The organism is Streptococcus fermentans, from assembly GCF_040888305.1.
Taxonomy (GTDB): Bacteria; Bacillota; Bacilli; order Lactobacillales; family Streptococcaceae; genus Streptococcus; species Streptococcus fermentans.
The window spans coordinates 83,086-107,944 of sequence record NZ_JBFNFG010000005.1 but is presented as its reverse complement, the minus strand read 5'-3'; the positions used below and the strand labels follow the sequence as shown (position 1 = coordinate 107,944).

Below are 24,859 nucleotides of genomic sequence, written 5' to 3'. Positions count from 1 at the left end.
CTATTTCTTTCTAACTTCTTACTTCATGTCCTGCTGTTTTAATAGTAGAACCGTTCATGTGTTTGACACGCGCAGCAATTTCCTTATGACGCCCATTAACCATCGGACGAGCTTGTGGATTCCCAAGATAACCACAGGTCCGTTTAACCACATCTACTGTTTTAGGATCGTTATTTCCACAGTTAGGACAAGCAAATCCTCTCTCTGTCGGCTCAAAATCTCCTTCAAAATCACACTTGTAACAGCGGTCAATTGGAGTATTGGTTCCGAGATAACCTACACGGTCATAAGCATAATCCCAAACAGCTTCCAAGGCCTTTGGATTTTGTTGAAGAACTGGATACTCACAGTAGTGGATGAAGCCACCTGATGCACCCGCTTCTGGATAAACCTTCTCGAAATCCAATTTTTCAAAAGGAGTTGGATTTTTGCGGACATCATAATGGAAGGAATTGGTGTAGTACTCTTTATCCGTTATATCTGGAATAGAACCGAATTTCTCTGTATCCAGGCGACAGAAGCGGTCTGTTAAACTTTCAGATGGTGTTGAGTAGATTGAGAAGTGGTAACCGTATTGGTCTGACCACTCTTCTACTCGATGTTTCATATCTCGAATGATATCAAGGGTGAATTCTTTAGCTTCTGGATTGGTTTCCCAATTGTTGCCAAAGAAGACTGTCGCTACTTCATAAAGTCCAATGTAGCCAAGCGAAACAGTAGCACGGCGATTCTTAAAGAGCTCGTCAACACTTTCTTCCTTACCAAGGCGGCGGCCAAAAGCACCGTATTGATAAAGGATAGGCGCATTAGCTGGAGTGGCTTCCTTGGTCCGCTCTACACGATAGACCAGTGCATCTTCTGCGATATTCATCCGCTCATTGAAGATTTCCCAGAACTTGTTCAGGTCGCCTTCAGACTCGAGGGCGATACGAGGAAGATTGACCGTCACGACACCTAGATTCATACGGCCAGAGTTAACTTCAACTCCATTTTCATCCTTCCATCCTTGAAGGAATGAACGACATCCCATCGGAACCTTGAAGGAACCTGTCAATTCGATAATCTTATCGTAAGACAAGACATCTGGGTACATCCGTTTAGTTGCGCATTCGAGCGCCAACTGCTTGATATCGTAGTTAGGTGAACCTTCCTCCAGATTAAGTCCTCTTTTAAGAGTGAAGATCAATTTAGGGAAGATAGCTGTACGGTGTTCTGATCCCAAACCCTTGATTCGAATGTTCAAGATAGCCTTTTGAATTTCGCGTTCAAAACGATTGGTTCCTAGACCAAAACCAAGAGAAGTAAAGGGTGTTTGCCCATTTGAAGTGAAGAGGGTATTGATTTCATACTCTAGAGATTGCATGGCATCATAGATATCTTTTTGGGTTTTCTTCCAGGCGTACTCCTCACGCTTGTCAGGTAGTACCCATTCCTCTGCATCTTTGAGGTGTTTTTGGTAATTTTTTTCTGCATAAGGAGCCAAGACTTCATCAATACGGTCTGCTGAACAGCCTCCATACTGACTTGATGCAACGTTGGCGATGATTTGCGATATCTGAGCAGTCGCAGTCTGAATAGACTTAGGACTTTCTACCTCTGCATTCCCAATCTTAAAACCATTTTCCAACATCCCCTTGAAATCAATCAAACAGCAGTTGGTCATCGGAGTGTAAGGGCTATAGTCCAAATCGTGATAGTGGATATCCCCTTTTTGGTGGGCATTAGCCACATGCTTAGGAAGCATTTGAAGACCGATTGATTTCCCAACAATCCCCGCCGTCAAATCACGCTGGGTATTAAAAACATCACTATCTTTATTAGCATTCTCATTGACAACTGCCTGGTCTTTGTTGAGAAGTTTATGGATACTGAAGTTGATATCTGTTGCTTTTGAGCGCTCAAAATCCCTTTGAGTTCGATAAGTGATATATTCCTCTGCCAAGGCATATTCTTTAGCTTCCAATAACTCATGTTCTACGATGTTTTGGATTTCATAAATTTTTACACCTTGAGGAAAGCGACTATGAATCTCAGCGACAATACGTTCAATCAAAGTACTTAGACGTTTTTCGACCAAAGGACTTACATCCATCACCTTTTCAGCAGCCTTGTGTAAGGCTTTATCAATCTTATCTACATCAAAAATGACGCGTCTACCGTCGCGCTTTTCAACAAATAAGGTTGGATCAGGGTTTGTTTTCTCTTCCAATACAATCATATCCAGGCTCTTTTCTTAAATATTCTTTCTTAAAGTATTATATCACTATAAAAATAAAAATCAATATCTAGTATTAAAATTCCTATTTTCATAAAATTTACACTAGATATTGATTATTTTATTTTAATTTGTAAAGTTTAAAGTCTTTGAATTCACTTTGAACTGGTTGGTAGCTTTCTGCTAGAAGCTGTTCCACTTCCGTCCAGAGAGCTGTTTTGGTATTGACCACAATCACTTTAGGCTGATTATCACGTAAATCATTGACAAGTTTGCTACGATTTGCATCAAGGCCAGTATATAATTTTGGTGATAGCAACTGACTAGCTGCTAAACGTTCACTAGTCTTATAACCATTAGTAAGATCATCCCATATATAAATACGATCGGTTGCCTGTGTTTGTCCTTTAACCGTAGTTTCCATACGAGCACGTTCTTGATATTGTTCTGAGTGAAAAACATAACGGGCTACCAGAGGAGTCAAAAATAGATAGGCCAAAGCTAAAACTGGCAAATAGACATTACCCTGAAGAAATACTGCCCATATTGAGGGTACTTCTCGATGTTTTCTACGACGATTAGCTCCTTCTAATTTCCCAGTTCGAATATGAGTCAATAAAAGAATGGACAAGAAAGGAAGAAACTCAGCTAGACGACTTCCATGGATCGGTTCGGTAGAGAAAATTTCTAAACAAGCTAACAATAGGATTGCTACTGAAGTAAAAATAGATAAGACGTATTGCTTGGTTGGTTTAGACTGGAAGAGTCCTGTAAATACGAGCCTTAATCCTCCAAGACCAATTGTTAACAATCCATAAAAAAGGAGGTTGTCCAGTAAGGCTGGATTGGACATAAATTTCAAACTATCTACTGGATAGAGGATCTGACTGATAGCATTCCCAAAACTCCCATTATAAGCCGTATAGTAACCAATTGGATAAAAGAAGAACGAGAATCCAAGACCAGCTGCAAAGAATTGATAAAGCCCATGAACCAAGCGACCACGCCCAATATTAAAGGCTAACAAAGCAAAGAATAAGACTAGAGCATATAAAGTTGTGACGAGAGGGGCAAAGAAGAAGGCAAGCGCCAAACTCATCCCGATACGTAAGAAACCTTTGTCATGATTATACTCTACCAAATACCTAGTTACTAAACTGAGAGCGTAAAACAGGAATGGAAGGGCCAAAATAGTGGCATAGCCACCGCCAAAGCTAAGTCCTCCAGCAAGAAGATAAAAGATGGTCAACACTTGTTGCGACTGCTTGTTCTCCTCCGTCAAGGTATAAGTTGAACGGAAAAGAAAAATCCCAGCACCCACTAGAGCAAGCCAAGTATAGGCTGCAAACAAAATACTACCCTTGCTTAGATACTGTAATAAGTAATAGAGAAGACCACTCGTTCCAAAATAGTCTGTGTAGATATCTCCCCCCTGGTGCATAGCCCATCCGATATAAAAATCTTGTGCCTGCTCTGGGCTAGTTAGTCCTAGCAAGAAAGGAAGAACTACAGATACAAGTACAACTAGAGTGCTCCAGATTAGGATCTTAAATAATGGTAAGGGAGCAAATGAACTAGGTTCATCCTCGAAGCGCTCCTCTTTCCCAACTAAATCATCCTGAATTCCCGTCCAAGATGGAGTTGGTTCCTCTTCTAATCTGCCATATACGTTCATTCATTCTCTCCTATGTTTTAATTTGTTCTAGTATATCAAAAAGTCTAAAGCTTGTCAGCCTGTGGTGGCCATTTGTCTAACTTTTGACAGAGACTAGCGAAGCGTTCAATCTCATAAAAACGATGATAGGAAGTATTTTTATAGTGGTCTAAAAAATTTTTTTCTTCTACCGTCAGCATGGTCATTCCTCCTTTTCTCTTTATTCGAAAATGGAGGACGATTCTATCAAAAAAGCTGAATTCCCAAAAGAGAATTCAGCACTTTGTCTTTAGTCAGCCTTTTTTTCTAAATTTTTTGAAATGCTTCGATTTTTACCTTCCAGATACACCATAAGAATGGAGATATCTGCTGGGTTAACCCCAGAAATACGGCTGGCTTGGCCGATGGTTTCTGGATTGATGAGTTTGAACTTCTGACGAGCTTCTGTCGCAATGGAATCAATGTCATCCCAGTCGATGTTGGCTGGAATGCGTTTTTCTTCCATGCGCTTCATCTTGGCAACCTGATCCATGGCTTTTGAGATGTATCCTTCGTACTTGATTTCCGTTTCAATCAATTCGATAATTTTGTCATCCAATTCTTCAGCAGCAGGTCCGATGAAGGCAACCACATCTTGGTAAGAAACTTCTGGACGACGGAGGAACTCCTTGGCAGTGACTGCATCAGTCAATGGTTTGAATCCCATCGCTTCGACCTTGGCATTGGTTTCCTTGACTGGCTTGAGTTTGATACTGTCTAGGCGTTTCATCTCATTGTCAAATTGGTTTTTCTTAATCTCAAATCGAGCCCAACGTTCATCATCCACAAGACCAATCTCGCGTCCCATCTCAGTCAAGCGCATATCAGCATTATCATGACGGAGAATGAGGCGGTATTCAGCACGACTGGTCAAGAGACGGTAAGGTTCAATGGTTCCCTTGGTCACCAAGTCATCAATCATGACCCCGATATAACCGTCACTGCGCTTCAAAATCAACTCAGGCTTGCCTTGGATTTTCAGAGCCGCGTTGATACCTGCGATAATCCCTTGGCCTGCTGCCTCTTCGTAACCAGATGTACCATTTGTCTGGCCAGCTGTGAAAAGTCCTGAGATTTTTTTGGTTTCAAGCGTTGCACGCAATTGATGAGGCAAGACCATGTCGTACTCGATAGCATAACCAGTACGCATCATCTCTGCATTTTCCAAACCTTTGATGGAATGTACCAAGTCACGTTGTACATCCTCAGGAAGGCTGGTTGAGAGACCTTGGACATATACTTCTTCTGTATTGCGTCCTTCTGGCTCTAGGAAGAGTTGGTGGCGTTCCTTGTCTGCAAAGCGTACAATCTTGTCCTCAATCGATGGACAGTAACGAGGCCCCACTCCCTTGACCACACCTGTAAACATAGGCGCACGGTGGAGGTTATTTTGGATAATCTCATGACTGGTACTATTGGTATAGGTCAACCAGCACGGTACTTGGTCTTTAACATAGTCCTCATCACGTGAAGTGTATGAGAAGTGATTAGGCGCTTCGTCCCCTGGCTGAATCTCTGTCACATCGTAGTTAATAGAGGAAGCCTTGACACGTGGAGGGGTTCCTGTCTTGAAACGACCGATTTCGAGACCAAGTTCCTTAAGATTGTCAGCGAGGTTAATAGAAGCTAGGCTATGGTTTGGTCCTGATGAGTACTTGAGATCTCCGATGATGATTTCCCCACGGAGGGCAGTCCCTGTCGTCACAATAACAGCCTTGGCAGCATACTCTTGATGAGTCGCCGTACGCACACCGACAACCTTGCCATCTTCCACCAAAATCTCATCAATCATAGTTTGACGTAGGGTTAGATTTTCTTGGTTTTCAACTGTCTTGCGCATTTCCTTAGAGTAGAGCTCCTTGTCAGCTTGCGCACGAAGGGCACGAACAGCTGGGCCTTTCCCAGTGTTAAGCATCTTCATCTGGATGTAAGTCTTGTCAATGGTCTTGGCCATTTCGCCACCAAGGGCATCCACTTCACGCACGACAATCCCCTTGGCAGAACCACCGATAGAGGGATTACATGGCATGAAAGCCAACATTTCAATGTTAATAGTCGCAAGCAAGACCTTACAGCCCATACGGCTGGCAGCCAAGGAAGCCTCGACCCCAGCGTGCCCCGCACCGATTACAATAATATCGTATTCTTCTGTAAAATTATAAGTCATTTCTTAACCTTTCAAAAATTTCTCGCAAATAGGGAACTAACTTCTCCTCCTCTAGAGCTTGATCCATAGTAACCCATTTAAAGTGTGTATGCTCTTCAGGATCTAATCTGATAATTGGCTTCTCCCCAACCCACTCTGCTTTATAAACTAAGCGAGTAAAGACAGTATCCTTAGAGGTATCCAGTTGACTATCTTCGTGAAGAAGTTTGAGCGAACTGCTGTCTAGCCTAACTCCCGCTTCTTCAACACATTCTCTAAGAGCTCCATCTCGCGGAAGTTCACCCTTTTCAACCCCACCACCAGGAATATCCCAGTAAGTCGGATAAACGTTGGGTTGTCCTCTTTTAATTTCCGAACGCTGAATGAGCAAATAATCACCACCACTATGAACAAGTACATGGGCAATAAGCTTAACCATCATTTTATCTCCTATTCATTAAGATGGATGTGTCGTAATTGTCCGTCCCAATTTGGTAGGGCTGTTTTTAAAAAGGCTGGAACCAGCTGAATACCCTCAAGTTTATCCAAGTCAATCCACTCACAGGGCTGCATTTTCTCATCTTCCTGCATGGTCAATGGGGCATCCTCAAGTAAATCCACTAAATAATGAAACTCGATGTTGTGATAATAAACGCCGTCTTCTTTAAAACGATTTTCAACCACGAAAGCTAGCTGCCCAGCTTGAGCTTTGACGCCCAATTCTTCCCTCACTTCGCGGACTACTGCATCTTCCGTTCTTTCATTGACTTGAATAGCGCCACCAATGGTGTAATACTGGTTCTTATCTTTGGTGACTAGAAGTTTACGATTTTGGACAATCAAGGCTGTCGCTCGAACACCAAAAACAGTGTTTCCCACCTTTGTCCGAAAGTCTTGTTGAGTCATTTTTGCCCTTTCCTTTAAACGACACAAAAACAGTCAAAACTCGTAAGAAGTGCAGAACAAAAAGCCTGCAATATCCATGAGCTTTGACCATCATGACTATTGTTAAAGTTATTTTATCAAATCAAATCGTTTTGTCAATGCAAATCACTATTTGAGCAAGGTCTGCACACTGACGATAATCATCTGTATTCCTATCGAGAATAGTAAAAGTCCCATCATTTTTGTTATAATTTTCATCAAATTTTCTCCCAAGAAGCCTGCAATTTGTTTTGCACTTCTTAACAGGAGATAAGTGATGACACATAGTAGAGCAAAAGCAACTACGGTCATCAGTTGATTCTGCAAACCTCCATTAGCCAGACTTAAAGCAGTTGTAATTGTACCTGGTCCTGCAAAAAGTGGCATTGCAAGAGGAGAAATAGCAATAGACATTGGATCTGAATTTACTGCTTGCTGCTCCATTCCTTTATAGCTGGGTGAATGATTACCATTAATCATATGATAACCGATAACGGCCACTAATATTCCACCAGCAATTCTGAAAGAAACAATTGTAATTCCAAATACTTTAAAAATGAAATCTCCTGAAAAGATAAAAACAGTTACAATAACAAAGGCAATCAAAAGACTCCTAAAAGCAATTTTTCGTGAAATTTTTTGACTATCATCTGCTACTAAAGCCATGTAAGCAGGAAGATTTGAAATTGGGTTCATTATAGCGAAAAATGCCATAAATGCATAAAAAAATTGAGAACTCATCGTTTTTACTTAACTCCAGTTAGACATACTGACAAACCTTGCCATCGCGGTAGGCATTATCAATCAAACCACCACCGAGACATTCTTCACCATCGTAAAAGACAACTGCCTGTCCTGGTGTAATGGCGCGTTGAGGTTCTGCGAAAATGACCTCTGCCTTGTCTCCTTTGACATGTACAGTCACCTTCGAGTCCGGCTGACGGTAGCGGAATTTAGCCGTACATTCGAGCGTAAATTCCTCTGGCATGTCACGAGTAAAGTGGACTTGACTCGCCTCTAGGCTAGTTGACATGAGCGAATCATGGTAGAAGCCTTGGCCGACATAGAGGATATTCTTGCTCAGGTCTTTTCCAACAACAAACCAAGGGGCATTGTCACCGCCGTGTTGTCCACCAATACCTAGGCCACCACGCTGACCAATCGTATAATACATCAGACCAGCATGTTCGCCCATATCACGTCCATCCACAGTCATCATGCGACCAGGCTGAGCTGGTAGGTAGTTGCTGAGAAATTCTTTAAAGTTTTTTTCTCCTATAAAGCAAATCCCTGTTGAGTCTTTCTTCTTAGCAGTTGCAAGGCCTGCTTCTTCTGCTAGTCTGCGAACTTCAGGTTTTTCCAAATGTCCCAAAGGGAACATAGTCTTTTGGAGTTGTTCTTGTGAAAGTTGGCTGAGGAAATAGGTCTGATCCTTGCCATTGTCCACGCCACGAAGCATGTGAACGATGCCATCCTCATCACGCGCCACACGGGCATAGTGCCCAGTCGCTACATAGTCTGCTCCCAAGGTCATGGCATAGTCCAAAAAGGCCTTAAACTTGATTTCCTTGTTACACATAACGTCTGGATTTGGCGTGCGTCCTGCTCTGTATTCCGCTAGGAAATACTCAAAAACGCGGTCCCAGTACTCTTTTTCAAAATTGACAGAGTAGTAAGGAATGCCAATCTGGTCTGCCACCGCAGCCACATCCTTGTAATCTTCGGTCGCCGTACAGACGCCGTTTTCATCTGTGTCATCCCAGTTCTTCATGAAGATACCGATCACATCGTAACCCTGCTCTTTGAGCAAAAGAGCCGTCACCGACGAATCAACACCACCACTCATCCCCACGACAACACGTGTTTTAGAGTTATCACTCATGGTAGTTCTCCCATCTATTCGTTTATTCACGATTGAAGGTCGTGTTTGCATCCACGATTGAAGGTCGTTTGAGCAGTTTTCATTATAACATGCTTGGTTGGAGAAGACAAGAAAGAGGCTGATAATCTACCAACCTCTGGTTTTATTGATAAAAACTTTAGTCATCATCGTCTCTATAAAAATATTTTCTATACACTCTTGATAATACCAAAATTAATGCCCATATCGTACTAAGAGCTATAATAATAGAATTTATTAGATTTATTTTAGTATGTCCAATCACTAGTCCAATAATTGGACTAGTAGACATGCTTAGATATAATAAAAATAACAAAAAATGACCTTCACCAATTCCTGCAAAAAAATGTTTCATTTTAAATATCCCAATTTTACCTTTCATTTTAATAATCCACTAGCAAATCTATTGACTTCTCTTTTTTTAAAAAAATCTTGACAGCAAATTTACTACACTTAATGCCACTAAAATTTCAATCGTTATAATTTCTCCAAGAGAAAAATGCAAACTGACAAAGTTCCTACTAAAACACTATACACCCAGCAAATAGAGAGTCAACAAAAATAAAACAACCGAAATTGGCAGAAAAGCAGCACGATTTGTTTTACAAAAAATGGCATAACAAAGACTACCTATCGAAAACGTCAGAATAACTTCAATAGTTATCTTTAGAGCAGGGTAATATATATTTTTAATAAAAAGAATTAAAAGGATAAAAAATACCAATGAACAAAGAACGGATTTGATATAAAATTTTAAATGAGTCATAATTTATTTTTTAGATTCTACCTACTATAGATAAAATCACCTTTCTTATTTTCTTCTCATGATATCCACTTTGTTTTCTATATTCTTATGATACAATATGTTTAATAGAATTCTATTAACTTTTTTCACGAAAAGGAGGAAATCATGCGCTATGATTTCGGGAAAGTATATAAAGAAATACGTGAGTCAAAAGGATTGACACAAGAAGAGGTCTGTGGAAATGTCCTTTCAAGAACCAGCCTTTCCAAGTTTGAAAGTGGCAAGGCAACTCCCAAATATGAAAACATGGAGTTTCTTCTCCGTCAAATCAATATGAGTTTTGAAGAGTTTGAATACATCTGCCATCTCTATAAACCGAGCCAGCGAACAGAAATCATGCAAACCTATCTCAATACGAGTTCCATCTTTGGTACCAGTAGTCTAGTCAATTTATTTGAAACATGCCAAGACTATCTTAAGATCCATCACGATCTCCCCATAGAGGAAATCAGAGATATGTTGGAAGTTGTCATTTATATCCGTCAACACGGAACAGGACAGCTTTCAATCCAAGTGGAACAAACGGTCAAAAAGCTTTGGGAAAAAATTGAAAAACAAGATACATGGTATGAAAGTGACCTAAAAATCCTCAATACCATCCTTTTCAGCTTTCCCATTGAACACCTCCATCTGATCACTGAACAAATCTTGCAACGCTTAGAAGTCTATAAAAACTATCAACATTTATATGAATTACGAATGGCAATCCTACTCAATCTGTCCACCATTTACTTGTACAATCAAGATAAAAATACCTGTCAACAAATCTGCTACACCTTACTAGAGGATGCTAAGAAAAAGAAAAGATACGATATTTTAGCTATCGCCTATGTTCGAATAGGTATTTGTACTAGTAATGATCATCTTATTCAAAAGGGCTTCTCCCTTCTGGAGTTAACCGATGAAACCTCAATGCTATCTCACCTCAAAAAGGAAGTAGAGACCTGTTATCAAGTAAAGGAAATATAAAAAAGTCGAGGAAATCCCTCGACTTTTGCATCTTATTCTGCTAGTTAGTTCTTAGTACCAACCGTTGTTAAGCCAGAAGTTCTTAGCAGCTGCCCATGAACCGTAACGTCCTGCAACGTAAGCATCTGCTACACGTTCTTGGTTTTCTGCTGAGTAGTCACCGTTCAAGTATGAATCTGTCAATTGGTAACGTCCGATGTAACGTCCGTTTGTAGCTGTGTAGCTACCGCCTGATTCTTTTTGAGCGATCCATTCTTTCGCTTCTGCTTCAGATCCGCTGACGGTTGAAGTTGATGCTGAAGTTTCTGTTGTAGCAACGGTTTCTTCTGCAACAGTTACACTTGCTGCTGGCGCTTCATAAGTTGTTGTTTCAGTAGCTGCAGGTGCTGCTACTGGAGCTTCTGCTGTCGCAGCTGAAGTAGTTGAAGTAGTTGAAGTTGCTGGTGCTTCACCATCAATAACCAATACTTGGTCTACATAGATCAAATGAATATCTTTAATCTTATTTTTTTCTGCCAATTTTTCAACAGTTGTATTGTATTTTTCAGCGATTCCTGATAGAGTGTCACCTGATTTTACTGTGTAAGTTGTTGTTTCTTGTGCAAAAGTAAGTGATGGTGCAAGGAAAGCAAGCGCTGCTGCTACTCCTACAAGTCCTGTTTTAATTTTGTTAGTTGTTGATTTCATATTAAAAGATTCTCCTTCTTTCTTATATTTCCATCATACCCTACTATTATTACTGTTTCTTGACGGTTTTATGTAGAAATGTTACAAGACTATGTTTTATTTCACTTAAATAGCCTCTTTTTGTTACAAAAGGCTTGATTTTATAGGCTTTATGGGGATTTTAGATATTTTATCATGGAATTGAGCGCTTGCATCTAATCTTTGATATAATAGAGTTAAGAATCTTTTTAAGGGGAAACAGATGCAATCACTTCGTTTTCAATCTGTCTTTGATATCATTGGGCCAGTCATGATTGGCCCATCTAGTAGTCACACGGCAGGAGCTGTTCGTATCGGTAAAATCGTCTCTTCTATCTTTGACGATACTCCAACCGAGGTCGAGTTCCAGCTTTTTAATTCTTTTGCAAAAACCTATCGAGGGCACGGAACTGACCTAGCCCTTGTCGCTGGAATCTTGGGAATGGACACAGATGATCCAGAAATTCCAAATAGTTTAGAAATTGCCCATAAGCGTGGAATCAAAATTGTCTGGACTATCCAGAAAGACAGTAACGCCCCTCACCCAAATACTACGAAAATCACTGTTAAGAATGAGCACAAGACCATCAGTGTGACAGGAATTTCAATCGGTGGTGGAAATATCCAGGTAACAGAGCTCAATGGCTTTGCCGTATCCCTCAACATGAACACCCCTACCATTATCATCGTTCATCAGGATGTTCCTGGTATGATCGCTCACGTAACAGAGGCCCTCTCTCGCTTTGACATTAACATCGCCCAAATGAATGTAACCCGAGAAAAAGCTGGTGAGAAAGCCATTATGATTATCGAAGTTGATAGTCGCAACTGTGATGAATCTATCGAAGAAATTCGCAAAATTCCTCATCTGCACAATGTCAATTTCTTTCAATAGGAGAAAATATGTTTTACTCTATCAAAGAATTAGTCAAACAAGCCGAACTTGATTTTCAAAGCAATGTTGCTGAACTCATGATTAGGACTGAGTTTGAATTGACTGGACGCGAGCGCGAAGAAGTCATCCTTCTCATGGAGCGCAACCTTGAAGTCATGAAGGCTTCTGTAGAACTCGGACTTAGCGAGAAGAAATCTCGTAGTGGCTTAACAGGTGGAGATGCTGCCAAGCTTGACCACTACATCAAAAAAGGAAAGACCCTATCAGACATCACTGTCTTGTCTGCCGCCCGTAACGCCATTGCCGTTAATGAGCACAATGCCAAGATGGGTCTTGTTTGTGCGACACCGACCGCAGGTAGCGCAGGTTGTCTTCCCGCAGTTCTCACTGCTGCTATTGAAAAGTTGGATTTAACTCATGAACAACAACTAGACTTCTTATTCGCTGCAGGTGCTTTTGGACTCGTGATTGCTAACAACGCTTCTATCTCGGGAGCCGAAGGTGGCTGCCAGGCCGAAGTCGGTTCAGCTTCAGCCATGAGTGCCGCTGCCCTAACTCTAGCTGCAGGCGGAACGCCTTATCAAGCGAGCCAGGCTATCGCCTTCGTTATCAAAAATATGCTCGGCCTAATCTGTGACCCCGTTGCAGGTTTGGTTGAAGTTCCTTGTGTCAAGCGGAATGCCATGGGAGCAAGCTTCGCCTTCATCGCAGCCGATATGGCTCTGGCTGGTATCGAATCAAAAATTCCAGTTGATGAGGTCATTGACGCCATGTATCAAGTAGGATCTAGCCTCCCAACTGCCTTTCGTGAAACTGCTGAAGGGGGGCTCGCTGCCACACCTACAGGTCGTCGCCTTCAAAAAGAAATCTTCGGCGAATAATTTCAAAATAACTAGGAGAGTATATGTCATCAATTTCCGCTATTTTTTTCGATTTAGATGGAACACTTGTGGATAGTTCTATCGGAATTCACAATGGTTTCACCTATACCTTTGACCAACTTGGAGTTTCTAGTCCTGGTGCAAAAACCATTCGAGGTTTTATGGGACCCCCACTAGAAACCAGCTTTGCTAGTTGTTTGCCGGCTGAGCAGATAGAGGAAGCAATCCAGCTCTATCGTTCTTATTATAAGGAAAAAGGTGTGTACGAAGCCCAACTCTTTCCACATATCAAAGATTTACTCGTAGAACTAGCTGAGCATTATCCTCTTTATATCACTACTACGAAGAATACACCAACCGCAGTTGACATGACTAGCAATTTTGGGATTGACCACTTTTTTGATGGCATTTATGGTTCAAGCCCTCAGGCCCTACACAAGGCAGATGTTATTCGTCAGGCTCTGGAAACTCATCATCTAGCGTCCGAAACGGTTGTTATTATCGGAGATACCAAGTTTGATATGATTGGTGCCCAAGAAACTGGCATTAAAAAACTAGCGGTAACCTGGGGATTTGGTGAGGAGAGAGACCTCATGGGCTATAATCCTGACTGGATTGCTCACCACCCAACAGACATTTTACACCATCTACAATTAAAACGTTAAACAAAAGACTCCCAGCCTAAAAGTTAGGTTTGGGAGCTTTTTGTCTGATCTTTAATGAGGAGAATGACATTCCCCGTATTCATCCAATTATTCAAAGGGGGTAGCTTCTTCGCTTTCAACTTCTTTAGGTCTATTGATTGTTACTATTTCTACTTCCTTACTTGGCATAGCTAGCAGAACTAATAGAGCAAGACGTCCAACCATTGGAACAAAGTAAAGGAAGATAAAGGCCCAGTGGAAACCTCCATCACGCAAACGGCGAATCCTCAACGCCAGAGTAGGCAATAGAAGGAGTAAAGCTAAAATGGCATAAATCATGCATATCAGGACAACTAAAGTAAAGTTCAGAGAAGGACCCTAGTTTATCTCTTTATTGAAGATAAGGATATACAGGAGTAGGAACAAGATATGATTCATCAACCAAACCCACCAGAAGTCAGGACGTGTTGAGCGTCCTACAAAATCTACATAACCTTTTAAAAAATTTATATAAGCCCTAAACAGGATATTTCTCCTTTTTAACAATGGTATACCAGCAAGCATCCACATAGTTTTAAAACACTCCCAAATCTATTTTTAGATATGGGAGTGTTAGATATTCGCTTAACAATATAGAAAAAACTCTAAAACAGATCCAATTGTAAAACCTGAACTTCTTAGTTTTTGTCTGATTCTTCGAATGGTGAAACTTCTACAATTTCTTCAGTTTCATTAATTGTTACTACTTCTACTTGTTTCGTTGGCATAGCTAACAAAGCTAAAAGGGCAAGAGGTCCAACCATAGGAATAAAAATGACAAAGATTAGAGCCCAGTGGAAACCAGCATCACGGAGACGACGGACTGTCAAAGCTAACATAGGTAACATTAAGGCTAGCCCGAAAATCATATAGATAATAGCAATGCCACCCAAGGCCATAAGAGCAGTCTCATTTCTTGGATTTGCTAGTGCCTTAAAATATGCTGAGTAAAAAGGGACAAGGAGGATCATGTTTGTTAACCAAATCCACCAATACTCTGAGCGTTTTGAACGACCTGTAAAATCTACATAACCTTTAAAGAAATTCTTATATGCGTTAATCATAAGTTACTCCCTAATTTTTTAATTCATACTCCATGAAAATTGAAAAGCAAATCAGAAAGTCAGTTATAAACCATATCTAAGTACAGTAAAACGACGCAGACCTTATTTACTTTGATTTTCAAATAGTATAAATTTAGTTTACCATAAATGTTCAACAATGACAAGTTCGTATAAAAATCGGTAAAGGACCATTCGTTATCATAAAAGGTATGATTCCACTTGCTTCTAACATGAAGCTAGGAATCATACCTTTTTCTTTTTTAATGAGTGTGAGTTGTTTCATTTGCAAAACCGATAATGGCTTGCTTCAACTCTGAACCTTGCAAGATACGGAATTCTTCAATCTTTTGATTGATGACTTCAAGTGGCATGACATTAACTTTACCAACAAAAATCTTATCCATGACTTGATTATCAACCAATTCAGTAGATACCAACAACTCCTCATAGAGTTTCTCACCTGGACGGATTCCCACTTCTACAATTGGAATTTCATTTTCAGTACGCCCGCTGAGAAGAACCATTTTCTTGGCCAAATCATAAATCTTAACTGGTTTGCCCATATCAAGAATAAAGACTTCTCCATCTTTAGCATAAGCTCCTGCATGGATCACCAAACGGCTAGCTTCTGGAATGGTCATAAAGTAACGAGTCATACGGAAGTCGGTCACAGTCACTGGACCACCCTCTGCAATCTGACGCTCAAATACTGGAATCACACTACCACGGCTACCAAGAACATTCCCAAAACGAACCGCACAATAGGTAGACTGGCTACGTTGGTTAAATCCTGTAACAATCAACTCTGCCACACGTTTGGTAGCTCCCATTACGTTTGGTGGATTAACAGCCTTATCGGTCGAAATCATGACCATCTTCGGTACCTTAGCAGCATCAACTGCTTTGGCAACATTATAAGTTCCGAGGATATTATTCTTAAAGGCTTCTTTTGGATTACGTTCCATCATTGGCACGTGCTTATGGGCAGCAGCATGGTAAACAATGGCTGGTTGGTACTGCTCAAATACTTGAAGCAAGCGATCGTAGTCTTGGATGTCTGCAATCACAGGAACATAGTCAATTCCTTGGAAGCTACGAATCAATTCATGATAGATCAGATAAATGGAGTTTTCCCCATGACCCAAGAGAACCACGCGCTCTGGATTAAAGCGACTAACCTGACGGCAAATCTCAGACCCGATAGAACCTCCTGCACCTGTTACTAAGATGGTTTTTCCAGTAATTTCTGAGCCTAGGCGTGACTCATCTAGTTGAATTTCTTTACGTCCCAAAAGGTCCGTAATATCGATTTTTTGGAAACCACCTACCTGAGGATGCAATCCTTGTACAACCGACTCAATCTTGGGCATCTTATAACACTTCAAGCCAAGTTGGTTACACATTTTTAGGATACGCTCATACTCGGATGGATCAAGAGAAGGAATCGCAACGATAACTTTTTCAATCTGATGACGTTTTGAGAGTTCTGGTAACTGTTCATAAGATCCTAAGACTGGGATTCCTCCTAGTTTTTGGCCTTTTTTCTTTTCATCATTGTCCAAAATACCCACTAACTCAAGATCACTCGTAGGATGCTGGTAGCTGTTCATAAAGAGAGCTCCACCGTCTCCCGCACCAATCAAGAAGGTACGACGATGTTCCCCTTCTCCATCACTCTTTTTACGTCTAGAATAGATCAACTGCCAAGTGATACGAGGGAAGAGAATTAAGAAGGTTGTCAATAAGATAAAGAGGACAATAAAGCGCACAGAAAAGAGTGGTAGAAAGGCGTAGCAAATAACATAAGACAAGACACTGCTGATACTTACTCCGATGAATATCTTCATAAAGTCTGTGATTTTGCTATAGCGACTAATACTAGCATTGAGACCCCAGAATCCAATCATGATTTGATAGAAAAGGAAGGTCAAGCTTGTATAGATGACATAGTCCACAGGAGCTGGATTGATCAATCCATAAAACAAGATATAAGAAACAATGATTGAGGAAATCATGCTGGCAGCATCAAAAATCCCCCAAAAGACTTGTTTTTGTTGTTTATTTAACACTTCAACCAGATCAATTACATAATCTGTCATTTTTTTATTCATGTGAATGGTATCCTCCTAGACAAAATCACATTTTCTAGTAATTACAAGATATTTTTTTAAAACTGATTAGCTATTTACTTTTTCTCAATAGTTTTAAAAAGATAAACTGTCGGACAAATCCTGGACAGAGGGCAACGACAACTTGGATTAACACACTTTTCAGATATTCACCATAAGAAATCTGTCCACGCGCGTGCATTCTTTGGCGTGCTTGGCGATAGAGTTTGAGATAGCGAAGGCCACCACGGCGTTCAAACATCCCCGCTCCCACGCGCACCTTACAAAGAATCTGATCCACATTTCCAGTCCGAGCACCAGCGCTAATCATATTGAGCCAAAGCAGGTCATCTTCCATATAAAGGCCATCCTCGTAGTTACCAGCCTTGAGAACCATTTCTTTTTTGAACATAACCGTCATATGATTAAAGGCACTTCTCATACGTTGGTAGGCAATGATATCCTCATGCTTAATCGGCACACGACGGTAAGACACAATCTCGTCAGGTTGGTCGATAAATTCTGCAATATGACCACCTAGCAGGTCCAAGTTTTCTTTTTCCATCAATTCGAACTGTTGTTCGAAACGGTCTTCAACAGCAATATCATCTGTATCCATACGAGCAATGACATCATATTGGCACTGTAAGACACCGTACTGAAGCGCCAAACCTAAGCCGCGATTTTGCTCAAGTGGACAACGTTTGATTGGAATACTTGACTGTGCTGTCAATTTATCCAAAACTTGATATAGTTCAGGTGTCAATGGACCGTCTTCAACGATAACCACTTCACTAGGCTTAAGCGTTTGATGTAAGATACTCTCTACCGCTTCTTCCAAAAAAGTAGGATTCTCTTTGATATAGACTGACATCAAGACACTAAATTTCCGATTTTCAGACACAGTTTTTCTCCAATGTATAGATTTTCTTCCACTATTTTATCACAAATTTTCCGACTTTCCTATTTTTATTTGAATCCCAGAAAAAAACTAGTAAATCTATCCTTCTTTTTTCCCCATGATTTCGCTCAACTAAGGAGCGGATTTTCTCACACCATCTTGACATCTATTGGAAAAAGCCTTAAAATAAGCTGTTATCAAAATCAGTTTGTTGAGGTTCACATGAAAAAACGATCACTCTTTTTTATTCTAGGAATTATCTTAATCGGAGCGGTCTTAAGAGCTCCTTTTACGGCCTTACCAACTGTTTTGGGAGATATTGCTCAAGGTTTAGGAGTTGAGGTCAGCTCGCTTGGGGTTTTGACCAGCCTTCCTCTCTTGATGTTTGCCCTTTTCTCCTCTTTTGCGACACGTTTGGCTCAAAAAATTGGACTTGAGCATCTTTTCACCTATAGTCTCCTCGTCTTAACCGTCGGTTCAGTGATTCGTATCTTCAATCTTCCCCTTCTCTATCTAGGAACCTTACTCATCGGAGCAAGTGTCGCTATTTTTAACGTACTTCTTCCTAGTATGATTCAAGCAAACTACCCGCAAAAGATTAGCTTCTTAACAACGGTTTATGTGACGACTATGGGAATCGCGACAGCACTAGCTTCCTACCTCTCTGTACCCATTACTCAGGCAACATCTTGGAAGGGGCTGATTCTCTGCCTGTCCATGGTCTGCCTGCTCACTTTAGCTGTCTGGTTCCCCAATCATCGTCACAATCATTTTCTAGAAGGGCATGAAGAGAAAAAAGAAAAAGATAATATCCTAAAAAGCAAGCAAGTTTGGGCTATTATTGTCTTCGGTGGACTTCAGTCCTTACTCTTCTATACCAGCATGACCTGGTTACCAACCATGGCCATCAGTGCAGGGCTAGCTCATACGGATGCCGGACTTCTGGCTTCTATCTTTTCTCTAATTAGCATTCCCTTCTCCATGACTATTCCAAGTTTAACGACGCGTTTGTCAAATCGTCACCGTCAAATCATGTTAACAATCATCTCTCTGGCTGGTATGTTAGGAATTGCCATGCTTCTATACCCGAGCAACAGTTTCTTGTATTGGTTGGTTGCCCATCTCTTGATTGGTACTGCCTGTAGCGCTCTTTTCCCTTATCTCATGGTTTGCTTCTCCATCAAAACCAGCTCTCCTGAAAAGACGGCCCAATTATCTGGTCTTGCCCAGACTGGTGGTTACATTCTAGCCGCCTTTGGACCAACTCTCTTTGGTTACAGTTTTAACATGTTCCAGTCTTGGGTTCCAGCGGTACTGATTCTTCTAGTAATTGATATCATCATGACAATCGCCCTCTTTATGGTGGATCGAGCGGATAAAATCCTTTAAAAAGTTTTTTAGAATTTGCTACAAATAAATACACTTTGAAAGCCAGATATCTGTCTGGCTTTTTTCTTTTAAAAAGGTTTGAAAGGCCTCCTCACAAGACTTTCGTTAAGCTAAAACATGCTATAATATACCTAGGGAGATTTATCGTTTAAATTTGATAAAGAAGACCATGATGGAAACAACTATACAATTTATCTCTCAATTGAAGGGGACTGTTTTGCCCCTAAAAACATCCCTGTAGATTCCTCTAACTTTTTAAATGATATACCATAGTTACGCTATTTCAACTTTTTTACTGGTATCCTAAAAAGTAAGGACGCAACTTCAATCATTAATCTGATAAAGCTAGAATATCTAACAATCAAACCTTCCAAGGAGGTTAAACTTTTGCATCATAAAATCCTTCAATTACCAAATTGAAGGATGGCTCAGTCATTGAGAAACCAGAAATCTATCTAAAATAAAATCTTAAAGAACTTTACTTGTTTTAACTCAATTACAAACAAGTATTTGTTTAAAAGTCTAAAAAGACTATTGAAAATGTAGTAACATTTAAGGAGAAATTTGTATGCTAGCAAAAGCAGGGGACGTCTATTGTGTTTACAATTTCCATCTAAAAAAATACATAGCTTGTCAGATAACCAAGATAGAAGAGGGGGAGAAAAAGCCACAGGCTGTCCTACTGTCATTAGACTGGTCAGGAGATCAACTTCTTAAAGAAGAAGAGCTAGCTTCTTTGAAGCTACTGTACATTGATTTTATGTACTGGGATAGAGGCTTGCATCTGAGTAATGTTGATATTCATGTGCCGTCAAATTATATTTTTATTGGGAATACAACACCATTAACAACTGAAAGCACCAATACTTATGCTATGTTTTGGGGGAATGGTTACGATATTTATAGGCAACTGAAATGGCAAGAAATCCCAAAAGAAAAAAGAGATTTATTTAAGAAAGCAGATAAAAGCAAGGAAAAGGTTTCATTTGTAGGAAATGAGTATCGTATTTCTAAACACAATATCAATGACGAGTGGACGCCTTTTGAAGACGCATTAGAATTAAAGGTCTTCCCTTGTTTATCTAAGTTAGAATTAACTAAATGGCACAAAAATATATATGAGTATTTGCAGTCGACTCCTTTTATTACTGAACTAGTTCTTGAAAATCATGGACAAACAAAACTGGATTTTTCTAAGACATCCATACATCGACTTTCCATTGATTTGACAGGTGTAGAGGAACTTAAATTGAACGATGATTTAGAGGAACTATTCTTATTAGGAGACATGAGCGACAATTGTCAGATACTTGTAAAAGACCATGGAGCCAGCTTACGATTACACCTTGATAACTCTCTACCCAAGGTGCTGGGATTAAAAGATTTAGGAGCTATCCATTGTTCTAACATCCTTGAAATAGACTTTGCACAAATCTTGAATAACTATCCAAATCTTAGGGAATTGAGATTGTGGGGGAAACCTGGTAATATTCTTAATTTCCATAAATTATCAGAGTTAAAAGAGTTAGTCAATTTTTCAACTGTTGATTTGTTTGGCTTTACTGCAGAGGATATCCCAAAACCAGAAGATTTACCTCAATTAAGCATGTTTTGGATGAGCAGCTTACCAGAAGATGCCGCTAAAGTAGCCAAAAAATATTATAAAAAACAGCAGGACAAGGGACTGAATCTTTGGATAACAAAACCTAGAAAAGCTGAATGGCTAGCCCAAAACCTAGATAATCCATTTCGCTCATGGGATGGACAAGAGAATATTTCAACCGCAAACGCAAAAAAAGCAGCCTCTCTGTATAGAAAGACTAGAGCAAGCCTTATAAAGCTTCTAGAAAATCCCAATGAGGATACTGTGAAACACATAGAAGTTCTCATAAGAGAATATACTCAAGGTTTCAATAAAATGGACAAACGTAACTGTTTTATTGAAACAATCGAGAGAGAGGATATCTATAGTGCCCTAGTTGAGATCTTAGATTTACTACCTGAAGATTTAGGAATGGACAAAGAAAAATTTATAGAAATCTTTGATGAGCTAAAGGATTTTTAAATGAGAAGCCTTTCTAGTTCATTCCTGAAACGGAGATTATCATGACTAACTTTATACAGACTATCACAGTAGAAAATCGGCAGGTCGACAAAGAAAATTACTTTACAATTGGCTACTCTCCTGAGATAGAAAAATCTTTACTGTGTGTTTATATTTCTTGGATTGCTGGTTACGAACGCTATTACGAGTTAGATGACGAAGATTTGGCTCTCTTTGAAAGGAAACGAGAAGAATTTCTCAAAAAATATGAAAAAGAAATCAAGGCTTATCGGACTGAAAGATTGATTGGTTCTGGGGCTCTGAGGGATTACAATTTCAGATCTTTGCCTGAGAATATCCTAGAAAACTTGGATAGCTATCCTCCATTTAACGGATATGTCTATCAAAACGGCATCCTCTGTGCCAAAATCAAGATTGAAGACAAGTATTTTTATCTTCCACCCATTTATGATGAGGATTGCAGATAAGCATTGCCTCAAAGTAATGCAAAACAGCCTCCAATCTTCTAGTTTTTACTAGGAGATTTTTTATATATAAAAATTTTACACATATTGCTTGACAAGGCTTACATTTAGATGTATGATGTATGTGTAGAATAATTATATATAAAATTTTTACATACTAAAAAAGGAGGTGCCCCATGTATTTTCCAACATCATCGGCCTTGATTGAATTTCTCATCTTGGCCATCCTAGAACAAGGGGATTCCTATGGTTATGAGATTAGCCAAACCATTAAACTCATTGCCAAAATCAAGGAATCTACCCTCTACCCCATCTTGAAAAAACTGGATACCAACCGCTATCTGACTACATACTCTCGCGAATACCAAGGTCGGATGCGCAAGTACTACTCCTTGACAGAAATCGGAGAGGAGCAACTCTTTGTCCTTCGAGAAGAATGGACACTCTACACTGACACTATCAACGGCATCATAGAAGGGAGCATTCGCCATGACAAGAACTGAATATTTGAATCAGCTTGAAGCCTATCTGATGAAGCTTCCTCAATCTGATCGCATCGAAGCCATGGACTACTTCAAAGAACTCTTTGATGATGCGGGTCCAGAAGGTGAGGAGGAGCTTATCGCTAGCCTTGGTAGCCCTAAAGAAGCTGCCCATGATGTCCTGACTACACTTCTTGATAAGAAAATCAACGAAGAAAATTCCAGTAAGAACGACCGCCATATTTTACGCATCGCTCTACTAGCCCTTCTTGCAGCTCCTATCGGAATTCCAGTCGGAATTGCTCTTCTCATGGCTATCATCGGGATTTTTATCGCTGCTGTCAGCGTACTTATAGCCTTCTTTGCTGTATCAGTAGCTGGACTAATCCTAGGAGGCGTTCTCCTATTTGAAAGCTTCTACGTTCTGGCTGAATCGACATCTGCTTTTATACTGATTTTTGGTGGAGGTTTACTAGCGATCGGAGCTTCGTCTCTAGTCTTACTAGCGACTTCCTATGTAGCACGTTTCTTTGGATTACTGGTCCTTCGACTTATCCAATGGATTCTTAATAGAGGAAAGAGAGGTGAAAGACATGCGTAAATGGACAAAAGGATTTCTTATCTTTGGTGTTGTTACTAGTATCATCGGTTTTTCTATGATGATCATCGGGATCCAAACAGATGGTGTCAGAAGCCTCCTTGCAATGTCTCAAAATCCAGTATTTGAAAGTCGAATGGAAGAGCTCGTTTTTGACCAAGATATTGAAAATCTAAACATTTCACTAAAAGAACATTCGCTCGTCATTACGGAGTCAAACGATGACAAGATTCACCTTCAGTATCACCCGACCATCTCTGAAAAAGAGAACCTTCAACACTCTATCAAAGAGAAAAGTCTTGAAATAACTGACACCAAGTCAACTACACGTCGCTCTATAGGTTCTAGTATCGAAGGTATTCTCTTTATCGCAAGCGGAATTTCTAGCCGCAATGATGAAGTTGTTCTCTCATTACCAAGAGGAAAAGACTTAAAAAATCTAACTGCCCAGGTAAACCATCGTATCCTTTCAATTGCTAATGCAAAACTCAGCAATGCCAAGATTCTGTCAAATGGATATCTCCTTCGTATCACTGATAGCGAGATTAAAAATAGCCAACTAACCACAGTTGGAATTGTCAATATATTTGAAACCAGTCTAACAGATAGCCGCATCCAAGCAGACCATGAACATATCTCTGCTGAGGATATTCAAGTACATGGTCGAGTGGAATTCGAGGCAAGAAAAGATATCTCACTCGAGTTATCTCAGAAGGAACTTGAGCGAATCAATGTTGAGTTTTCTGCTGAACATGGTGATATCTATCGCTGGCATCGAGACAGACGTGACATACATACGGGAGGTAGTAAAGGTGAAGCATTAGCGAACCCTTACAAAACAGAAAAAAAAGATACGCAAGATCTCCTCGTCGCAAAATCGAATCAAAGTATCTATTTCCCATAATAAGATCGCTTGCTTTCTTACAGAAATCATGAATAAAGACAACTAGTAGTTACTACTCAAAAATTAATCAAAAAAGGGAGGTCTATTATGACTCAAGAATGGTTTGAAAGTGCTGATTTCGAAAAAACAGCCAACAATGATAAAAAAGATAGCCCATCCGACTCAGTTCTCCTTGAAGAAGATGCAGAGACAAGAGAAGAGGCGCCAGTAGTTGAGGAAAATCCTCAAGCCAATCCAGAAGATAAGGAAACTAGTGAGGAAACTGTAGAGACTGAAGGGCTCGCTGAAAAATTAGAAAAGATAGACGAGTCAGAAGAACCTGTTAAAGAAGCTTCTCAGAAAAATCAATCTTTGACTAGCAAGTCTTTGGAAAGCCCATTTTTACCAGATTCTGCATCTACAAAAACAGCAGTATTTGCAGTTTTCAAAGAAGAACTGGCTGATCAGTGGGTTTGGCTACTAGGTGCTCTGAAAGAGCCGACAGCAAGCATTGATACAGATAAAAAACATAGTTATAATGCCTTTGCGCTACTGACTATCTTTTCTGCTCTTAGTTTCTTCTGTGCGATTTATCATATCAAGTATGACTACTACGGCCATATGGCGGCTATCAACTCTCATGCCGTCGAGCAGTTCCCTTCACTGAATCTCTTTTCTATCTTCTCCATCTTGGTAGCGACAAGCTTATTCTTCTTTTCTATCCTTATGGGTGGATTCGTGGTTAAACGTTTTGTCAATCAGGACAATGACTGGACACTGGAAAAAGCCTTGCAAGAGTACAGCAGACTCTTCGCCCTTCCTATCCTGCTCACGGGTATTGCGAGTTTCTTTGCCTTCTTTAATAGTCTACGTTTTGCGGCTCTTCTTTGCCTCATTAGCATTGGTCTGGTACTTCTTGCCAACCTTTATACCATCTCAAGACCAAGTAAAGATAGCCAAACTGACTCCTTCTATCGCCTTCTCTTAGCATTTCTAGTTAACGGTGGTATCCTATTTCTCTTCTTCCTAGCAGAAATGACTCTGGTTTTTGAATATCTACGAATCCTAGCTTTTATGTAAGATAAAGGT

At 40.1% G+C, this 24,859-nt stretch carries 24 protein-coding genes and 1 pseudogene; 11 read left to right on the top strand and 14 right to left on the bottom strand.

Translation table 11 applies throughout. The features are described from left to right. Nucleotides 1-10 precede the first annotated feature (10 nt). The 9 genes from nrdD to AB2B50_RS06100 form a co-directional block, all read right to left on the bottom strand. Nucleotides 11-2,218 (bottom strand): anaerobic ribonucleoside-triphosphate reductase, encoded by a 2,208-nt coding sequence (gene nrdD / locus AB2B50_RS06140; protein WP_320692749.1) that lies wholly within the window; start codon nt 2,216-2,218, stop codon nt 11-13. Nucleotides 2,219-2,336: 118 nt separating this feature from the next. Beyond that, nucleotides 2,337-3,890, bottom strand: coding sequence for a damage-inducible protein CinA (locus AB2B50_RS06135; protein WP_320692748.1), 1,554 nt, complete (start codon nt 3,888-3,890; stop codon nt 2,337-2,339). A 44-nt stretch (nt 3,891-3,934) separates the two neighbouring features. Further along, the gene (locus AB2B50_RS06130) at nt 3,935-4,069 is read right to left on the bottom strand and encodes a hypothetical protein (protein WP_277813588.1); all 135 of its coding nucleotides are present in this window, start codon (nt 4,067-4,069) and stop codon (nt 3,935-3,937) included. Nucleotides 4,070-4,158: 89 nt separating this feature from the next. Beyond that, the gene (mnmG, locus tag AB2B50_RS06125; protein ID WP_320692747.1) at nt 4,159-6,075 is read right to left on the bottom strand and encodes a tRNA uridine-5-carboxymethylaminomethyl(34) synthesis enzyme MnmG; all 1,917 of its coding nucleotides are present in this window, start codon (nt 6,073-6,075) and stop codon (nt 4,159-4,161) included. Beyond that, on the bottom strand, nt 6,065-6,496 hold the full coding sequence (locus tag AB2B50_RS06120; RefSeq protein WP_301559925.1) for an NUDIX hydrolase: 432 nt from the start codon (nt 6,494-6,496) through the stop codon (nt 6,065-6,067). Before AB2B50_RS06120 ends, mnmG begins: the two co-directional genes overlap by 11 nt. A gap of 8 nt (nt 6,497-6,504) precedes the next feature. Further along, on the bottom strand, nt 6,505-6,960 hold the full coding sequence (locus AB2B50_RS06115; RefSeq protein WP_320692746.1) for an NUDIX hydrolase: 456 nt from the start codon (nt 6,958-6,960) through the stop codon (nt 6,505-6,507). 147 nt (nt 6,961-7,107) lie between these two features. Next, nucleotides 7,108-7,719: a MarC family protein gene (locus AB2B50_RS06110; RefSeq protein ID WP_049526536.1), complete on the bottom strand. Its 612-nt coding sequence runs from the start codon at nt 7,717-7,719 to the stop codon at nt 7,108-7,110. A 19-nt stretch (nt 7,720-7,738) separates the two neighbouring features. Then, nucleotides 7,739-8,860: a tRNA 2-thiouridine(34) synthase MnmA gene (mnmA, locus tag AB2B50_RS06105; protein ID WP_320692745.1), complete on the bottom strand. Its 1,122-nt coding sequence runs from the start codon at nt 8,858-8,860 to the stop codon at nt 7,739-7,741. Nucleotides 8,861-9,017: 157 nt separating this feature from the next. Next, the gene (locus AB2B50_RS06100; protein WP_070458855.1) at nt 9,018-9,233 is read right to left on the bottom strand and encodes a hypothetical protein; all 216 of its coding nucleotides are present in this window, start codon (nt 9,231-9,233) and stop codon (nt 9,018-9,020) included. Nucleotides 9,234-9,788: 555 nt separating this feature from the next. Here AB2B50_RS06100 and AB2B50_RS06095 point away from each other — a divergent pair. Continuing rightward, on the top strand, nt 9,789-10,652 hold the full coding sequence (locus tag AB2B50_RS06095) for a helix-turn-helix domain-containing protein (protein ID WP_320692743.1): 864 nt from the start codon (nt 9,789-9,791) through the stop codon (nt 10,650-10,652). 51 nt (nt 10,653-10,703) lie between these two features. Here the strand turns inward: AB2B50_RS06095 and apf are convergent, their stop codons facing one another. Then, nucleotides 10,704-11,339 (bottom strand): aggregation-promoting factor, encoded by a 636-nt coding sequence (apf, locus tag AB2B50_RS06090; RefSeq protein WP_320692742.1) that lies wholly within the window; start codon nt 11,337-11,339, stop codon nt 10,704-10,706. A gap of 241 nt (nt 11,340-11,580) precedes the next feature. Between apf and sdaAB the strand changes: the two genes are divergently transcribed. Genes sdaAB through AB2B50_RS06075 form a run of 3 tightly spaced genes read left to right on the top strand, consistent with a single transcriptional unit; the run spans nt 11,581 to nt 13,798 of the window. Continuing rightward, nucleotides 11,581-12,252, top strand: a complete 672-nt coding sequence (gene sdaAB, locus AB2B50_RS06085) for an L-serine ammonia-lyase, iron-sulfur-dependent subunit beta (RefSeq protein ID WP_001191178.1) — start codon at nt 11,581-11,583, stop codon at nt 12,250-12,252. A gap of 8 nt (nt 12,253-12,260) precedes the next feature. Continuing rightward, nucleotides 12,261-13,133: an L-serine ammonia-lyase, iron-sulfur-dependent, subunit alpha gene (sdaAA, locus tag AB2B50_RS06080; RefSeq protein WP_075226748.1), complete on the top strand. Its 873-nt coding sequence runs from the start codon at nt 12,261-12,263 to the stop codon at nt 13,131-13,133. A gap of 23 nt (nt 13,134-13,156) precedes the next feature. Further along, nucleotides 13,157-13,798, top strand: a complete 642-nt coding sequence (locus AB2B50_RS06075) for an HAD hydrolase-like protein (protein ID WP_075226749.1) — start codon at nt 13,157-13,159, stop codon at nt 13,796-13,798. Between the two features lie 87 nt (nt 13,799-13,885). On the opposite strand, the pseudogene AB2B50_RS09740 reads toward AB2B50_RS06075, so the two are convergent. The 4 genes and pseudogenes from AB2B50_RS09740 to AB2B50_RS06055 all read right to left on the bottom strand — a co-directional run bounded on the left by AB2B50_RS09740 (nt 13,886) and on the right by AB2B50_RS06055 (nt 17,892). Continuing rightward, nucleotides 13,886-14,341 (bottom strand): annotated as a pseudogene (locus tag AB2B50_RS09740) (DUF805 domain-containing protein). 113 nt (nt 14,342-14,454) lie between these two features. Continuing rightward, nucleotides 14,455-14,880, bottom strand: a complete 426-nt coding sequence (locus AB2B50_RS06065) for a DUF805 domain-containing protein (protein ID WP_316107812.1) — start codon at nt 14,878-14,880, stop codon at nt 14,455-14,457. 260 nt (nt 14,881-15,140) lie between these two features. Next, nucleotides 15,141-16,991, bottom strand: a complete 1,851-nt coding sequence (locus AB2B50_RS06060; RefSeq protein ID WP_320692740.1) for a polysaccharide biosynthesis protein — start codon at nt 16,989-16,991, stop codon at nt 15,141-15,143. Between the two features lie 70 nt (nt 16,992-17,061). Next, nucleotides 17,062-17,892, bottom strand: coding sequence for a glycosyltransferase (locus AB2B50_RS06055; protein WP_320692739.1), 831 nt, complete (start codon nt 17,890-17,892; stop codon nt 17,062-17,064). 219 nt (nt 17,893-18,111) lie between these two features. Here AB2B50_RS06055 and AB2B50_RS06050 point away from each other — a divergent pair, with 219 nt between their 5' ends. The 7 genes from AB2B50_RS06050 to AB2B50_RS06020 all read left to right on the top strand — a co-directional run bounded on the left by AB2B50_RS06050 (nt 18,112) and on the right by AB2B50_RS06020 (nt 24,850). Next, nucleotides 18,112-19,278, top strand: a complete 1,167-nt coding sequence (locus AB2B50_RS06050) for a CynX/NimT family MFS transporter (RefSeq protein WP_320692738.1) — start codon at nt 18,112-18,114, stop codon at nt 19,276-19,278. Between the two features lie 568 nt (nt 19,279-19,846). Then, entirely contained in the window at nt 19,847-21,343 is a 1,497-nt protein-coding gene (locus tag AB2B50_RS06045) for a gliding motility protein (RefSeq protein WP_320692737.1), read from the top strand. Nucleotides 21,344-21,384: 41 nt separating this feature from the next. After that, complete coding sequence (locus AB2B50_RS06040; RefSeq protein WP_320692736.1) at nt 21,385-21,810, top strand: hypothetical protein; 426 nt, start codon at nt 21,385-21,387, stop codon at nt 21,808-21,810. 173 nt (nt 21,811-21,983) lie between these two features. Then, on the top strand, nt 21,984-22,310 hold the full coding sequence (locus tag AB2B50_RS06035) for a PadR family transcriptional regulator (RefSeq protein ID WP_000273853.1): 327 nt from the start codon (nt 21,984-21,986) through the stop codon (nt 22,308-22,310). Beyond that, entirely contained in the window at nt 22,297-22,890 is a 594-nt protein-coding gene (locus AB2B50_RS06030; RefSeq protein ID WP_269797844.1) for a DUF1700 domain-containing protein, read from the top strand. The genes AB2B50_RS06035 and AB2B50_RS06030 overlap by 14 nt, the downstream gene beginning before the upstream one ends. Further along, nucleotides 22,883-23,791, top strand: coding sequence for a DUF4097 family beta strand repeat-containing protein (locus AB2B50_RS06025; protein WP_320692735.1), 909 nt, complete (start codon nt 22,883-22,885; stop codon nt 23,789-23,791). Before AB2B50_RS06030 ends, AB2B50_RS06025 begins: the two co-directional genes overlap by 8 nt. A gap of 87 nt (nt 23,792-23,878) precedes the next feature. Beyond that, complete coding sequence (locus AB2B50_RS06020) at nt 23,879-24,850, top strand: DUF6574 domain-containing protein (protein ID WP_320692734.1); 972 nt, start codon at nt 23,879-23,881, stop codon at nt 24,848-24,850. Nucleotides 24,851-24,859 lie beyond the last annotated feature (9 nt).

Coding starts and splice junctions, on each gene's coding strand:
- sdaAB (WP_001191178.1), top strand. CDS start 11,581: ATGCAATCACTTCGTTTTCAATCTGTCTTTGATATCATTGGGCCAGTC.
- AB2B50_RS06130 (WP_277813588.1), bottom strand. CDS start 4,069: ATGCTGACGGTAGAAGAAAAAAATTTTTTAGACCACTATAAAAATACT.
- sdaAA (WP_075226748.1), top strand. CDS start 12,261: ATGTTTTACTCTATCAAAGAATTAGTCAAACAAGCCGAACTTGATTTT.
- AB2B50_RS06025 (WP_320692735.1), top strand. CDS start 22,883: ATGCGTAAATGGACAAAAGGATTTCTTATCTTTGGTGTTGTTACTAGT.
- AB2B50_RS06040 (WP_320692736.1), top strand. CDS start 21,385: ATGACTAACTTTATACAGACTATCACAGTAGAAAATCGGCAGGTCGAC.
- AB2B50_RS06110 (WP_049526536.1), bottom strand. CDS start 7,719: ATGAGTTCTCAATTTTTTTATGCATTTATGGCATTTTTCGCTATAATG.
- nrdD (WP_320692749.1), bottom strand. CDS start 2,218: ATGATTGTATTGGAAGAGAAAACAAACCCTGATCCAACCTTATTTGTT.
- AB2B50_RS06065 (WP_316107812.1), bottom strand. CDS start 14,880: ATGATTAACGCATATAAGAATTTCTTTAAAGGTTATGTAGATTTTACA.
- AB2B50_RS06045 (WP_320692737.1), top strand. CDS start 19,847: ATGCTAGCAAAAGCAGGGGACGTCTATTGTGTTTACAATTTCCATCTA.
- AB2B50_RS06100 (WP_070458855.1), bottom strand. CDS start 9,233: ATGAAACATTTTTTTGCAGGAATTGGTGAAGGTCATTTTTTGTTATTT.
- AB2B50_RS06035 (WP_000273853.1), top strand. CDS start 21,984: ATGTATTTTCCAACATCATCGGCCTTGATTGAATTTCTCATCTTGGCC.
- apf (WP_320692742.1), bottom strand. CDS start 11,339: ATGAAATCAACAACTAACAAAATTAAAACAGGACTTGTAGGAGTAGCA.
- AB2B50_RS06115 (WP_320692746.1), bottom strand. CDS start 6,960: ATGACTCAACAAGACTTTCGGACAAAGGTGGGAAACACTGTTTTTGGT.
- mnmG (WP_320692747.1), bottom strand. CDS start 6,075: ATGACTTATAATTTTACAGAAGAATACGATATTATTGTAATCGGTGCG.
- AB2B50_RS06095 (WP_320692743.1), top strand. CDS start 9,789: ATGCGCTATGATTTCGGGAAAGTATATAAAGAAATACGTGAGTCAAAA.
- AB2B50_RS06135 (WP_320692748.1), bottom strand. CDS start 3,890: ATGAACGTATATGGCAGATTAGAAGAGGAACCAACTCCATCTTGGACG.
- AB2B50_RS06060 (WP_320692740.1), bottom strand. CDS start 16,991: ATGAATAAAAAAATGACAGATTATGTAATTGATCTGGTTGAAGTGTTA.
- AB2B50_RS06020 (WP_320692734.1), top strand. CDS start 23,879: ATGACTCAAGAATGGTTTGAAAGTGCTGATTTCGAAAAAACAGCCAAC.
- AB2B50_RS06075 (WP_075226749.1), top strand. CDS start 13,157: ATGTCATCAATTTCCGCTATTTTTTTCGATTTAGATGGAACACTTGTG.
- AB2B50_RS06030 (WP_269797844.1), top strand. CDS start 22,297: ATGACAAGAACTGAATATTTGAATCAGCTTGAAGCCTATCTGATGAAG.
- AB2B50_RS06120 (WP_301559925.1), bottom strand. CDS start 6,496: ATGATGGTTAAGCTTATTGCCCATGTACTTGTTCATAGTGGTGGTGAT.
- AB2B50_RS06050 (WP_320692738.1), top strand. CDS start 18,112: ATGAAAAAACGATCACTCTTTTTTATTCTAGGAATTATCTTAATCGGA.
- mnmA (WP_320692745.1), bottom strand. CDS start 8,860: ATGAGTGATAACTCTAAAACACGTGTTGTCGTGGGGATGAGTGGTGGT.